At 65.7% G+C, this 13,509-nt stretch carries 8 protein-coding genes; 5 read left to right on the top strand and 3 right to left on the bottom strand.

Features of this window, described 5'->3' with window-relative positions:
* Positions 1 to 479: 479 nt before the first annotated feature.
* On the top strand, positions 480 to 881 hold the full coding sequence (locus tag ACV22V_RS15915) for a hypothetical protein (protein WP_321850894.1): 402 nt from the start codon (positions 480 to 482) through the stop codon (positions 879 to 881).
* Positions 882 to 1,127: 246 nt separating this feature from the next.
* Here ACV22V_RS15915 and ACV22V_RS15910 read toward each other — a convergent pair whose 3' ends face one another.
* Positions 1,128 to 2,219, bottom strand: coding sequence for an Acg family FMN-binding oxidoreductase (locus tag ACV22V_RS15910; RefSeq protein WP_448014582.1), 1,092 nt, complete (start codon positions 2,217 to 2,219; stop codon positions 1,128 to 1,130).
* Positions 2,220 to 2,508: 289 nt separating this feature from the next.
* On the opposite strand from ACV22V_RS15910, the gene ACV22V_RS15905 reads away from it, so the two are divergent.
* Positions 2,509 to 2,961 (top strand): pyridoxamine 5'-phosphate oxidase family protein, encoded by a 453-nt coding sequence (locus ACV22V_RS15905; RefSeq protein ID WP_448014580.1) that lies wholly within the window; start codon positions 2,509 to 2,511, stop codon positions 2,959 to 2,961.
* A gap of 31 nt (positions 2,962 to 2,992) precedes the next feature.
* A complete protein-coding gene (locus ACV22V_RS15900; RefSeq protein ID WP_448014579.1) occupies positions 2,993 to 3,436 on the top strand; it encodes a hypothetical protein in 444 nt (147 codons plus the stop codon).
* 215 nt (positions 3,437 to 3,651) lie between these two features.
* Here ACV22V_RS15900 and ACV22V_RS15895 read toward each other — a convergent pair whose 3' ends face one another.
* Positions 3,652 to 4,521 (bottom strand): HpcH/HpaI aldolase/citrate lyase family protein, encoded by an 870-nt coding sequence (locus ACV22V_RS15895; RefSeq protein WP_448014577.1) that lies wholly within the window; start codon positions 4,519 to 4,521, stop codon positions 3,652 to 3,654.
* Positions 4,522 to 5,121: 600 nt separating this feature from the next.
* On the opposite strand from ACV22V_RS15895, the gene ACV22V_RS15890 reads away from it, so the two are divergent.
* Together ACV22V_RS15890 and ACV22V_RS15885 are read left to right on the top strand one after the other, a co-directional pair.
* Positions 5,122 to 6,429 carry a dicarboxylate/amino acid:cation symporter gene (locus tag ACV22V_RS15890; protein ID WP_059529163.1) on the top strand — a complete coding sequence of 436 codons (1,308 nt, stop codon included), beginning with the start codon at positions 5,122 to 5,124 and terminating at the stop codon, positions 6,427 to 6,429.
* Between the two features lie 13 nt (positions 6,430 to 6,442).
* Entirely contained in the window at positions 6,443 to 7,384 is a 942-nt protein-coding gene (locus ACV22V_RS15885) for an amino acid ABC transporter substrate-binding protein (protein WP_448014575.1), read from the top strand.
* 86 nt (positions 7,385 to 7,470) lie between these two features.
* Here the strand turns inward: ACV22V_RS15885 and uvrA are convergent, their stop codons facing one another.
* Positions 7,471 to 13,374 (bottom strand): excinuclease ABC subunit UvrA, encoded by a 5,904-nt coding sequence (gene uvrA / locus ACV22V_RS15880; protein ID WP_448014574.1) that lies wholly within the window; start codon positions 13,372 to 13,374, stop codon positions 7,471 to 7,473.
* Positions 13,375 to 13,509 lie beyond the last annotated feature (135 nt).

The following is a 13,509-nucleotide window of genomic DNA, read 5'->3' as shown; positions in this document are numbered from 1 at the left end:
CGGCCTACCGATCCTGATGCAACGAGAACCTTGGGTTCTCGGTTCTTACCTATTCGGTCTGGCGTCGCGATAAGCGTAAGCTAACCATTCGTTGAATAGCCGTTCAGCCCACCGAGCCGTCAGCGCCGTCGCGACTGGCCGTCTTACGCTCGTAAGCGACCGCTGAGTACGTGCTGGATCGGAGGACCGTTTCGGGTCGATGTCGGACGTCGACGTCGCTCGGAAACGCATCGTTCGATGCGCGTCATGGACGGGCCCGCACCGATAGACGCGAAAGTTGAATTCCGGTCTCGGCGGAGACAGCGGCCGTCTAATCGTGGAGTAGTATTCCCCCAATGTCCAAGTTATTGCTCGGCCTCCGCGACGCACAGCCAACCCATCCGTAACGAGGGCGGCAAGCTCGTTGGACGGTTTGGAAACCGCTTGAACAATGCGTGTGGTGGTGTCGGCCGTGACGATGACGTCGACGGGAATGCATCATGTCAACCGAGTGGAAGCACCGCGTCAGACTGTTTATCCAGCGTTTCTGGCAGCCGACCAGTGCGTGCATGACCTGCATGCCGGGAAGCTGGGGAAATATCACGAGCCTTGCCCACTGGTCCATTGCGTTTCATACAGGTTTGTTCACCGGACTCCTGGCGGTACTTTTGACTTTCACGCCCGCGTCGAAACTCTACACACATCGATACGGCAATGCGCTGATCGTTGGTGTCCTGACAACGTTGGGTGATGCCTACTCACACACGAGTCACTACCGCATCCCCTTTGTCGAGCACATCTTGACGGGTGCAATTTCAGGTCTCTTGACGCTCGCGGCCTCATATCTGCTCGAAGATCGCGCGCGACGCCTTCGGGCGGTATGGGCTCGGGTTTTCGGATAGCGGATCCGCTGACTTTCCGAACCCACCGCGGCCGCTTGCGGCGGCGAGCCTCTGGACTGAAAGATGTCTGACAAAGCAGCGACTTGAAAGACTGCTCGTCGCCGAGGGTCGCCTGACGCAGCGGACCACACTCGCCCCTTCCCTGACGTTCGGAGTCCCATCCGCCTAACGGCAACTGTCCAGGTCAAACAGTCCCCTCCTCACATCGTGCTCCACGACGCCGACAGCGCGGCAATACCGGCGGCATCAAACCAGCACCGCCTCCACGCGACGGCGGGGCGAGAACGGCAAGGTCGGCCCGTAGCCGAAGCGCATGACGATATCCGGCCGTCGCCGGCCAGTATCGCCGACGATGCCTGCCAGAAGCGGACGAAAGCGCGCGACCTCGACGGGCTGATTGACGAAGGCGACCTTGATTCCAAGGTTTGTCGCCGTCAGCGCGAAGCGCTGACAGGCCCGACCGACCCTGATCCAATGCTCGTTGTCTTCCCGATCGCCGACAAACACGGCGATGCCCGCTGACGAATCGATTTGGCGTGCATATTTGTCGCGCTCGGTTCGGGCGTTGAAGAACCGTTCGAACGCGAAGCGGCCGAGTGCGCTCGGCAGCACGGGATTCCCGCTCGCAGCGGAGAACAGGCCGTCGCCCGACGACATGGCGCTGCGTGGGTTGAATCGGATCCATCGCTCCAGTTCGCTCATGAAAGCCGAATCCGCCATTTGAACGTCGTTGGCCGCGAGAACCAGATCTCTGACCTTGTCGATCCTCATTCGGTCAGTGATGAGGGTCAAGTGAACGCCGGGCGTGGCGGCAGCCTGCTCGAGGAATGCGAGATCGGCGACAGGAACGGGATGGCTGTCATATTCCGCGCGCGTCGACTGTCGTTTGGCAATTGCAGCATGGAGCGAACTCGCCCTCGTCGATCCGTGTATGAATGCATAACGCGCGCCGTCTCCGCCGGGCGCCATCTGCACCTCGCCCGGCCAGCCGGTTGCCGCCGCCGAGATGGCGAGGTTTTCCGCCGCGCATCCAAGGCTCACGAACAGATGATGGTCGTCCGGGTCGACAGCGGGTGTGCGGCGCGAGATATCCGGCAGAATGTCGATGAACCCGTCGCCGACATGAAACCACCAAGGCTGCGTATTGTGGCTGTTGGCGGCAAGAGTCGCATGGCGGATGAGGCCGCCAAGGTTCGGCGGCATTGTCAGATCGGCACGCAGGCGCTTTGCATAGGCCTGATAGTCGGCCATCGATCCCACGGACGACATCCACGCCGTCGTGCCGCCGGCCAGCAACAAGGCGCCGCCGGCGCCGACGAAAAAAGTTCGCCTGTTCATGCCAGATTCCCGTACGTTGCAGTGGGCAACGGAAAATTCGCAATGCCCCCTTTGGACCGCGAGTCCCAATCCCCCGTGCCTCAACCTATGTCAGGCAAATGCCGGCGCTGTTGATTTCAGTCAATTGCGGTCGGCTTGAGTCGAGTCTTGCGAAGCGGGCCGTGCTGGCCGGCCACTCGCTCTTGCGCGCCATGCGTCTCGAAGTCGCTCATCTTCGGCATTTGATTTGCATCAAGCGCCGGATGACACGGTGGTACAGGATAGGATTTCACGAACGGGAAGGTGATCCATGGACGCGCAGATCAAGCAAAAGATCCTGTCATTGCTGGACCAGCATCGGATCATGACGATCGCCACGCTGAGGCCGGACGGCTGGCCGCAGGCGACCACCGTCGGCTACGTGAGCCAGGGACTGACGCTTTACTTTCTTTGCGGCCTGGAAAGCCAGAAGGCGGCCAATCTGGCCCGCGACGACCGCGTATCGCTCACGATCGATCACGACACGTCAGATCTGATGGCGATTACCGGCTTGTCGATGGCGGCGCACGCACAACCCGTGACCGATCGTGCCGAAGCAGAGAAGGTCTTGCGCATGCTTCCACTGAAGTATCCGGATATGCAGGCGCCGCCGATGCCGATGCCATCTCCTGACGACGTCCGGATATTTCGCGTGATTCCGACAGTCATTTCGGTGCTCGATTACTCGCAGGGCTTCGGACACACCGATCTTTTCACTTGCTAGTGCCCCCTCCCTATCAAACACGTGAAACTCCGTGACGCGGCGCTCGCATCGTAGCCCCAGATGGGCAACCTGCGCCGAAGCGGGCTGCGTTTATGCATTGGCCGTTTTTGTGATCGGCTTCGCCTTCGGAACGATTCGTGTCCTGCTGCTGGTGCGGTTCCTGGGAGAGACGGCAGCGGTATCGCTCGAAGCGCCATTCATGCTTGCCGCGAGTTGGTACCTGTCGCGCTGGAGCGCGAAAAAACACGACATGCTGACAGATACCAACGAGGCGTTGCTGATGGGCGCGATCGCGCTGGCCATATTGACGTTTGCGGAGGTGTGCACTGGCTGGCTGCTGTTCAAAAGGACCGTGCTCGAGTACTTTGCCGGCTTTTGGTCTGTGCCCGGCGCGATCGGCCTCGCAAGCCAACTTTGCTTTGCAGGCTTTCCATTTCTGCAGGCGAGCGGTCACCGAATCGAATCGAGCAGGTGAGCGCGATTGCCGCGTGGTTTGGAAACGCCGTGCTCGCACATGCGAGGGCCGACGTCGCTCATGAGCAACGTCTCCGAATTTCCACAACAGGATCGTTCATCGACTGGGTTGTCGAGCTGATGAACGAACCTGCTTCGGTGGACAGGCGATGAACGTGTGCGATGTCACCGGGAACGACTCGCATCTCGTCCCGATGCCGGCAAGATCGCGCTTTGTCATGCACGGCCCGCCCCCTCCGCTGCCGAGCTGCCGGACGCGGCCAGCTCCGCAATGCGTGTCGCTCGCAACAACACGGGCCGATCGACCATCTTCCCGTCGACCGTCACCACGCCGCCGTTCGCTTCGCGCATCGCGTCGAGCACGCGGCGCGCCCAGCGCACCTCATCCGCACTCGGTCGAAAGCACGTGTGCACGAATCCGATCTGCCTCGGATGAATGCACAGCTTTCCGCCGAATCCCAGTTGCTTTCCGTTTAACGCGTCGCGCTCGATCCGTTCCCCGTCGTGAATATCCGGCGTCACGCCGTCGACCGGCGATTCGATCCCGGCGACGCGCGAAATCAACGTCAGCTGCGAGCGAAAGTGATTGAGCGAAACGCCATCATCCGACATACCCATGTCCACGATGAAATCGAGCGTGCCGAACAACAATCGTCCGACATGCGGTGCCTTGGCGACCTCAAGCGCATTCCACATGCCACGCGCGCTTTCGATCAGCGGATAGACCGGCACACGCCGGCGCGCAAGCGCAATGGCAGCGCACACGTCATCCGCACGCTCGGCCTTCGGCAGCACGATACCGGCCACCCCGTTCAACGCGCCGAGCGCGGCATCCGTCTCGAACCACGGCGTGTTTCGTGCGTTGATTCGAACGAGCACCGGATGCCCGGGCGAAACCCACTGTGCTATCGCCTCGCGCGCGGCCACTTTGGCCTCCGGCTCGACCGCATCCTCGAGATCGAGGATGACCGCATCGGCGCCGCTCGCGAGCGCCTTGTCGAACCGTTCGGGCTTGTTTCCCGGCACGAACAGGTATGACCGGGCATTCACGCGCACCGCTTCTCTCGCCGCGATGTCGACGCCCATGTTGTCCGACCTTACGCGAACCTTCACGTCGTCATCGACCGCTCGTTTCACTGCTGCTGCCATCTTCACGGGCGGCTCCTCCGTCGAGTCGTTGGCATCATCCTGTTTCGCCGGCCATTACACGCGGAAACCCGCCACGCGACAACTATCGATCGACACTGCCGGTCATAGCCCGAACCTATTGCGCCGCGCACTTTTGAGCGCCGGGAAGAAGTGCCCCACGGCCACTCCTCTTCATTGCGCCTACCCGCTTCCGAAGGTTGTGCGCTGCGTGAGTGGCGGCATTCACCCGCGCAGCGATTCGAGGACCGCGCGGCCTTTCTCCGCAGCCGGAAGCCGGCACGAAGCGCGTCGCCCACCGCGAAACCGCCGTCGGGATTCACAGGCCATCGGACAAGCCGTGTGCTGCTCCGCACAAACCGGATGCCGGGTTGCGCCGGCCCCGTGCACCGCAGCGCCACCGGTGCAATCGTCGCCGGGCAATCGGTCGCGACACCGCGCTAGCGCAAACCCGCCCCCGGTTGCACTGTTCATCGCCGTTCGCGTCCTGTATTGTCCTTCCATCCCCGGTTGCGGAACCGGTGCATGGGAGGCATCACGATGCAGAAAAAGAACGCTGCAGCCATCTGGATCCTGATCGCGATGGTGGCAGGCATCCTGATCGGCTACATGATCTTCACGAGCTTTCCTGACAAAAAGGCCACCACCGAGATCGCCGGATACATCTCGCTCATCTCCGACGTGTTCCTGCGCCTGATCAAGATGGTGATCGGGCCGCTCGTCTTCTCCACGCTGGTCGTCGGCATCGCGCACATGGGCGACGCGGCATCGGTCGGGCGCGTGTTCGCGAAATCCATCGGCTGGTTCGTCACCGCGTCGCTGATCTCGCTGCTGCTCGGGCTGTTCATGGCGAACCTGCTGCGGCCCGGCGACAACCTCGGCCTGCCGCTGCCGGACATCGGCGCATCGGCGAATCTCGCGACGTCCAAGTTCACGCTCAAGGATTTCGTCGGCCACATGGTGCCGAGGTCGTTCGCCGAGGCGATGAGCAACAACGAGATCCTGCAGATCGTCGTGTTCTCGATGTTCTTCGGCGTGGCACTCGCCGCGCTCGGCGAGCGCGGCAAGATCCTCGTGGCCGCGATCGACCAGCTGTCGCACGTGATGCTCAAGATCACCGGCTACGTGATGAAGCTCGCGCCGCTCGCGGTGCTGGCGGCGATGGCCGCGACCGTCGCGGTCAACGGGCTGTCGGTGTTGCTGAAGTTCGCGGTGTTCATGGGCGATTTCTACGTGAGCCTGTTCCTGCTCTGGACCTTGCTCGTCTGCGCGGGTCTGCTGTTCCTCGGCCGCCGCGTATTCAAGCTGCTGGTGCTGATCCGGGAAGCGTTCATGCTGTCGTTCGCGACGGCCAGCTCGGAAGCCGCGTATCCGAAGATCCTCGATGCACTCGACCGGTTCGGCGTCCGGCGCAGAATTTCGAGCTTCGTGATGCCGATGGGCTATTCGTTCAATCTCGACGGCTCGATGATGTACTGCACGTTCGCGGCGCTGTTCATCGCGCAGGCGTACAACATCCACCTGTCGCTCGGCACGCAGATCACGATGCTGCTGGTCCTGATGCTGACGTCGAAGGGGATGGCCGGCGTGCCGCGCGCGTCGCTCGTCGTGATCGCCGCCACGCTGCACCAGTTCGGGCTTCCGGAAGCCGGGCTGCTGCTGATCCTCGGTGTCGACACGTTCCTCGACATGGGCCGCTCGGCCACCAACGCGGTCGGCAATTCGATCGCCAGCGCGGTAGTCGCGAAGTGGGAAGGCCAGCTCATGTCGGAGGCGGAAGCCGAGGCCAACCTGGCGCGCATCGACGCGGAGCAGGAAGGGACGATCGCGCATCCGGCGGATGTCTGACGGAGGCCCGGCGATGAAGATGCAGCGATTCTGGCGTGCGCTCGCGCTCGCAGGCCTGCTTGCCGCGGGCGCCACCGCGCACGCGGAAGATGCGCCGTCCACGACGCCGCGCGTCGAGCCGTTCGCGCCGGCCCAACTGACTGGCACGCTCGCGAAGGTGCGCAGCAGCGGCACGATCGCGATCGGCTATCGCGACGCGTCGATCCCGTTCTCGTACCTGAATGCGCGCAACCAGCCGATCGGTTATTCGATCGAGCTCTGCAAGGCGCTCGTGTCGTCGATCGAGGATGCGGTCAACAAGAGCCTGACGATCCGCTGGGTGCCGGTCACGTCCGACAACCGCATCGACGCGGTGGTCAACGGCACGGTCGATCTGGAATGCGGCTCCACGACGAGCAACCTGGAGCGCCAGAAGCGCGTGGCGTTCTCGCCGATCATCTTCGTGGCCGGCACGAAGGTGATGGTGAAGCGAGGCTCGCCGATCCGCTCGTTCCGCGATCTCGCGGGCAAGAAGGTCGCGGTGACGGCCGGCACGACCAACGAGAAGGCGCTGCGCGACCTGGACGCGCGGTTCAGGCTCGGGATCCAGCTGCAGGTGGTGCCGGACCATGCGCAGGGCTTCGCGCTCGTCGCGAACGGTCAAGCCGACGCGTTCGCGACGGACGACGTGCTGCTGTACGGCCTGATTGCCGAGAATGCGAGCAAGGGCGGCAAGTACGACGTGGTTGGCGATTTCCTGTCATACGACCCGTACGGAATCATGTTCCGCAAGGACGATCCGCAGCTCGCGCAGGTCGTGAAAAGCACGTTCGAGGAGCTGGCCGTCGACGGCGAGATCACGCGACAGTACAAGCGCTGGTTCCTGCGCCCGCTTCCGTCGGGCATGAGTCTCAACCTGCCGATGAGCCCGCAACTGGAGACCATCATCGAGACGATCGGCGTCAAGGGCGAATGAGATTGCGCGACTGACCGCACGGACGCATGTAAAAGCGGCCCCGGTGTCTGACCTGACACCGGGGCCGTTCACATGAAGCACCGCGTTCAACCGACCCGCGCTTCTCCCTGCCGCGCCGCGTCACCGTCTTCCGTCGCCGTTCGCGCCAGCACGGGCTTCAGAGCGTGCCCGGTATGGCTCGCCCTCACCTGCGCGAGCCCTTCGGGCGGCGCCGCCGCGACGATCGTGCCGCCGCCCACGCCGCCTTCCGGGCCGAGATCGATGATCCAGTCGGCTTCCGCGATCACGTCGAGGTCGTGCTCGATCACGACCACGCTGTGCCCGCCGTCGACCAGCCGGTGCAGCACGCGGATCAGCTTCGCGACGTCGGCCATGTGCAGACCGACCGTCGGCTCGTCGAGCACGTAGAGCGTATGCGGCGCCTTCTGGCCGCGCCGCGTGATGTCGTCGCGCACCTTCGTGAGCTCGGTGACGAGCTTGATGCGCTGCGCCTCGCCGCCGGACAGCGTCGGCGACGGCTGGCCGAGCGTCAGGTAGCCGAGGCCGACGTCCTTCATCAGCTGCAGCGGATGCGCGATGTTGGAAATCGGCGCGAAGAACTCCACGGCTTCGTCGATTTCCATCGTCAGCACGTCCCCGATGTTCCGGCCGCGCCACGTGACCGCGAGCGTCTCCGGATTGAAGCGCTGCCCGTGGCACACGTCGCACGGCACCTTCACGTCGGGCAGGAAGCTCATTCCGATCGTGCGCACGCCTTGCCCTTCGCAAGCCGGGCACCGCCCGTCGCCGGTGTTGAACGAAAAACGCGACGCCGTGTAGCCGCGCGCACGCGCTTCGAGCGTATCGGCGAACAGCTTGCGGATCGTGTCCCACACGCCGATGTAGGTGGCCGGGCACGAGCGCGGCGTCTTGCCGATCGGCGTCTGGTCGACTTCGAGCACGCGGTCGATCCGTTCCCAGCCGCTCAGCGATTCGCAGCCCTGCCACGCATGCGTGACGTTCAGCGACGGCCGCGGCGCGCTGCGCGCGAGCACGCTCGAGCGGCGGTTCGTGGCCGGCGCGTCCTGCTGCGCGGCCTTGCGTGCGCGCCGCGTGGCCGGCGACGACAGCGCCGAGCGGCCCACCGCATCGAGCAGGTTCGTCATCAGCACGTCGCGCGCGAGCGTCGACTTGCCCGAACCGCTGACGCCCGTCACCGCGACGAGCCGCGCGAGCGGGATGCCGACGGTGACGTCGCGCAGGTTGTGCAGCGTCGCGCCGTGCACGGTCAGCCAGCCCTCCGGCACTGCCGGCGCGCCCTGCTTGCCCGGCAGGCTCACCGCACGGCGCGGTTGCAGCGGGTGCGTCATCGGGTGCGCGAGCAGGCGCCCCGTCACCGAGTCCGGCCGCGCGGCCAGATCGGCGACCGCGCCCTCGGCGACCAGCGTGCCGCCGCGCTTGCCGGCGCCCGGGCCCACGTCGATGATGTGATCGGCGCGGCGAATCGTGTCCTCGTCATGCTCGACGACGACGAGCGTGTTGCCCTTGTCGCCGAGCTTGCGCAGTGCATCCAGCAGGATCTGGTTGTCGCGCGGATGCAGGCCGATCGTCGGCTCGTCGAGCACGTAGCACACGCCTTGCAGGTTGCTGCCGAGCTGCGCCGCGAGCCGGATGCGCTGCGCTTCGCCGCCCGACAGGCTCGGCGCCGCGCGATCGAGGCTCAGATAGCCGAGCCCGACTTCCTCGAGAAACGCGAGGCGGCTGCCGATCTCGCTGACGATGTCGCGCGCGATCTGCGCGTCGCGCCCCGTCAGCTCCAGCGCGTCGATCCAGCGGCGCGTATCGGACACCGTCCACTGCGCGACCTCGACGATCGGATGCGCATCGAACGTGACCGCGCGCGCGGACGGATTCAGGCGCGTGCCGCTGCAATCCGGGCACGGCTCGTTGCCGACGCCTTCCGGTTCCTGCTCGTCCGACGGCAAAGTCTGCTCGCGGCCGCGATCGTCCCCGGCGAGCACCGTGTCGTCGTACGCGGCGCGCTGTTCGCGCGTGAGCGTGACGCCCGTGCCGACGCAGGTCGTGCACCAGCCGTGCTTGCTGTTGTACGAGAACATCCGCGGATCGAGTTCCGGATAGCTCGTGCCGCACACCGGGCACGCGCGCTTGACCGACAGCACCTTGATCTCGCCGACGCGCGCGGTCGAGCGGTCGTTCTGCATCGCGTGGTGCAGCCCGTCGAGCGGCGCGAGCAGGTGCATCACGCCCTTGCCGAGCTCGAGCGTCTCGTCGAGCACGCGCCGCAACTCGGCCTCGTTGTCCGGCGACACGACGATGTCGGCCACCGGCAATTCGATCGTGTGCTCGCGGAAGCGATCGAGCTTCGGCCACGGATCGACCGTCACGAACTCGCCGTCCACGCGCAGATGCGTGCTGCCGCGCGCCTTCGCCCACTTCGCGAGATCGGTATACACGCCCTTGCGGTTGACGACGAGCGGCGCGAGCAGCCCGACATGCTCGCCGCGATGGTCGCGCAGCAACTGCGCGGCGATCGATTCGACGGTTTGCGACGTGACGGGCGTGCCGTCGTGGATGCAATGCTGCAGGCCGAGCTTCACGTACAGCAGCCGCAGGAAGTGCCAGACTTCGGACGTGGTCGCGACCGTGCTCTTGCGGCCGCCGCGCGACAGCCGCTGTTCGATCGCCACCGTCGGCGGAATGCCGTACACGGCGTCGACCTCCGGCCGCCCGGCCGGCTGCACGATCGAGCGCGCATACGCGTTCAGCGATTCGAGGTAGCGGCGCTGGCCTTCGTGGAACAGGATGTCGAACGCGAGCGTCGACTTGCCGGAACCCGACACGCCGGTGATCACGTTGAACTTGCCGTGCGGGATGTCGACGTCGAGCGCCTTCAGGTTGTGCTCGCGCGCGTTGACGATCCGCACGACGTCCTCGCCCTCGATCGCGCGCCGCTCGCGGGCGGCGTTCAGCACGGCCTGCAGCGGCACGCCTTCGTCGGCGAGCGCGGTTTCGCCGTCCATCGCGCGGTCGTACTGCAGCAGCGCGACGCCGGTATGCGATTGCGCGCATGCCTTCACGTCGTCGGGCGTGCCCGCGCACAGCGCGAGGCCGCCGCCGTCGCCGCCCTCCGGGCCGAGATCGATCAGCCAGTCGGCCGCGCGGATCACGTCGAGGTTGTGCTCGATCACGATCAGCGAATGGCCGGCCGCGAGCAGCTTGCCGAACGCCTGCATCAGCTTCGCGATGTCGTCGAAGTGCAGCCCGGTCGTCGGTTCGTCGAACATGAACAGCTTCGCACGCGCGATGCGCGCCTCCTCGCTCGCGACGCGGCGCCCGCCCGCGGCGGCCGCCGATTCGGCGAGGAAGCCGGCCAGCTTCAGCCGCTGCGCTTCGCCGCCGGACAGCGTCGGCACCGGCTGGCCGAGCTTCACGTATTCGAGGCCGACGTCGACGATCGGTTGCAGCACGCGCAGCACCTCGGCATCGGTCGCGAAGAACGCCGCCGCTTCGCTGACGGTCAGGTCGAGCACGTCGGCGATGTTCAGCGCGCGGCCGTCGCGTTCGATGCGCACTTCGAGAATCTCGGCGCGGTAGCGGCTGCCGTCGCAATCCGGGCAGCGCAGATAGACGTCGCTCAGGAACTGCATCTCGATGTGCTCGAAGCCCGAGCCGCCGCAGGTCGGGCAACGGCCGTCGCCCGAGTTGAAGCTGAACGTGCCGGCGCCGTAGCCGCGTTGCAGCGCGAGCGGTGCCTTCGCGAACAGCTTGCGGATCTCGTCGAACGCGCCGACGTAGCTGGCCGGGTTCGAACGCGTGGTCTTGCCGATCGGCGATTGATCGACGAACACGACGTCGCCGACCTGGTCGGCACCCGTGAGATTGCGGAACGCGCCCGGCGACTCGGTCGCCTTGCCGTGGTGGCGCGCCATCGCCGGATAGAGCACGTCCTGCAGCAGCGTCGACTTGCCGGAACCCGACACGCCCGTCACGCACACGAGCCGCTGCAGCGGAATCTCGACCGTCACGTCGCGCAGGTTGTGCTCGGTCGCGCCTTCGAGCACGATGCGCGGCGTGTTCGCGTCCACCGGGCGGCGCGCCCAGTTCGACGCATGCGCGACATGCTTGCGGCCGCCGAGATACTCGCCCGTCAGCGTGTGCGCGGAACGGATGTCGCCCGGCGTGCCGTCGTAGACGATCGTGCCGCCGCGCTCGCCGGGGCCCGGACCCATGTCGATCAGCCGGTCGGCCGCGAGCATCACCGACGGATCGTGCTCGACGACCACCAGCGTATTGCCCGCGTCGCGCAGCCGCTGCATCGCCTCGACGATCCGCGTGAGGTCGCGCGGATGCAGGCCGATGCTCGGCTCGTCGAGCACGAACAGGGTTTTGGTCAGCGACGTGCCGAGCGCCGTGGTCAGGTTGATCCGCTGCACCTCGCCGCCCGACAGCGTGCGGCTTTGCCGGTCGAGCGTCAGGTAGCCGAGCCCCACGTCGCACAGGTATTTGAGGCGCGTGCGCACCTCGGCGAGCAGCAGCTTCAAGGCATCGTCGAGCAGCGCGCTCGGCAGCGTGATCTCGTCGAAGAAGCGGCGAATGCGCTCGATCGGCAGCAGCATCAGGTCGTGCACCGTCAGGCCCGGCAGCGCCTCGAGCTGCGCGCGCGTCCAGTCGACGCCGCGCGGCATGAAGCGATTCGCGGGCGCGAGCACCGTATCGGCGTTCGCCTTCGAGCCGAGCCGCCACTGCAGCGATTCGGTCTTCAGGCGCGCGCCGCCGCAGACCTCGCACGGCGTGTAGCTGCGGTACTTCGACAGCAGCACGCGGATATGCATCTTGTACGCTTTCGATTCGAGATAGCCGAAGAAGCGTTTCACGCCGTACCACTGGCTCTGCCACTTGCCGTTCCAGTCCGGCGAGCCGTTGATCACCCAGTCGCGCTCGGCGTCGGTCAGGTCGGACCACGGCGTATCGCGGCGGATGTCCGCCTTCGCCGCGTAACGCATCAGGTCGTCCTGACACTCCTTCCATGCGGGCGTCTGCATCGGCTTGATCGCGCCGCCGCGCAGTGTCTTGCGCGCGTCGGGAATCACCAGGCCGAGATCGACGCCAATCACGCGGCCGAAGCCGCGGCAGGTTTCGCATGCGCCGTATGCCGAGTTGAACGAGAACAGCGCCGCTTGCGGCTCCGCGTAGCGCAGGTCGCTGTCGGGGTCGTGCAGCCCGGTGGAGAAACGCCACACCTGCGGCTCGACGGTCGCGGCAAGCGCGTTTTCCGCGTCCGGCGCGAGCACGTAGACGTTCACGCGGCCGCCGCCGCGCTTCAGCGACGCCTCGATCGCCTCGACCACGCGCACCTTGTCGGTCTGCTGCACGCGGAAACGGTCGGCCACCACGTCGAGCAGCTTGCGCGGGCCCGTGGGCGACGCGACTTCGCGCTGCGCCTGCACGCGCGTGTAGCCGCTCGCGGAGAGCCACTGCGCGACTTCGTCCTCGGATGCGCTTTCCGGCAGCTCGACCGGGAACGTGACGACGACGCGCGGATCGTCGGCGCGCGTGCGCTCGACGAGTTCCGCGTAGATCGTCTCGGGCGTGTCGTGCCGCACCTGCCGCGCGGTCTGGCGGTCGAACAGCTCGGCCGCGCGCGCGTACAGCAGCTTCAGGTGATCGTTGAGCTCCGTCATCGTGCCGACGGTCGAGCGCGAACTGCGGACCGGATTGGTCTGGTCGATCGCGATCGCGGGCGGCACGCCGTCGACGCGCTCGACCTGCGGGCGGTCCATCCGGTCGAGGAACTGCCGCGCATACGCGCTGAACGTCTCGACGTAGCGCCGCTGGCCTTCCGCGTACAGCGTGTCGAACACGAGGCTCGACTTGCCGGAACCCGACGGCCCGGTGACGACCGTCATTTCGCCCGTGCGCAGGTCGAGATCGAGGTTCTTGAGGTTGTGCTGACGTGCTCCGCGAATGCGGATCAGATTGCTGGATGACAATTTGCCTGCCCGTCTGAGTGAGTTAGCCGGAATTCACGGTGCCGGAACGCTGCGGCGGATGCCCGCAGGCGCGGCGCACGTGCCGCACGGGTCATGCCCGCGCCGCTCGAGTTCGCCGGATACTATACTGTATAT

The organism is Burkholderia sp. AW33-5, assembly GCF_053427615.1.
The sequence above is the reverse complement of the archived record's forward strand: the minus strand, read 5'-3'. Positions and strand labels throughout refer to the sequence as shown.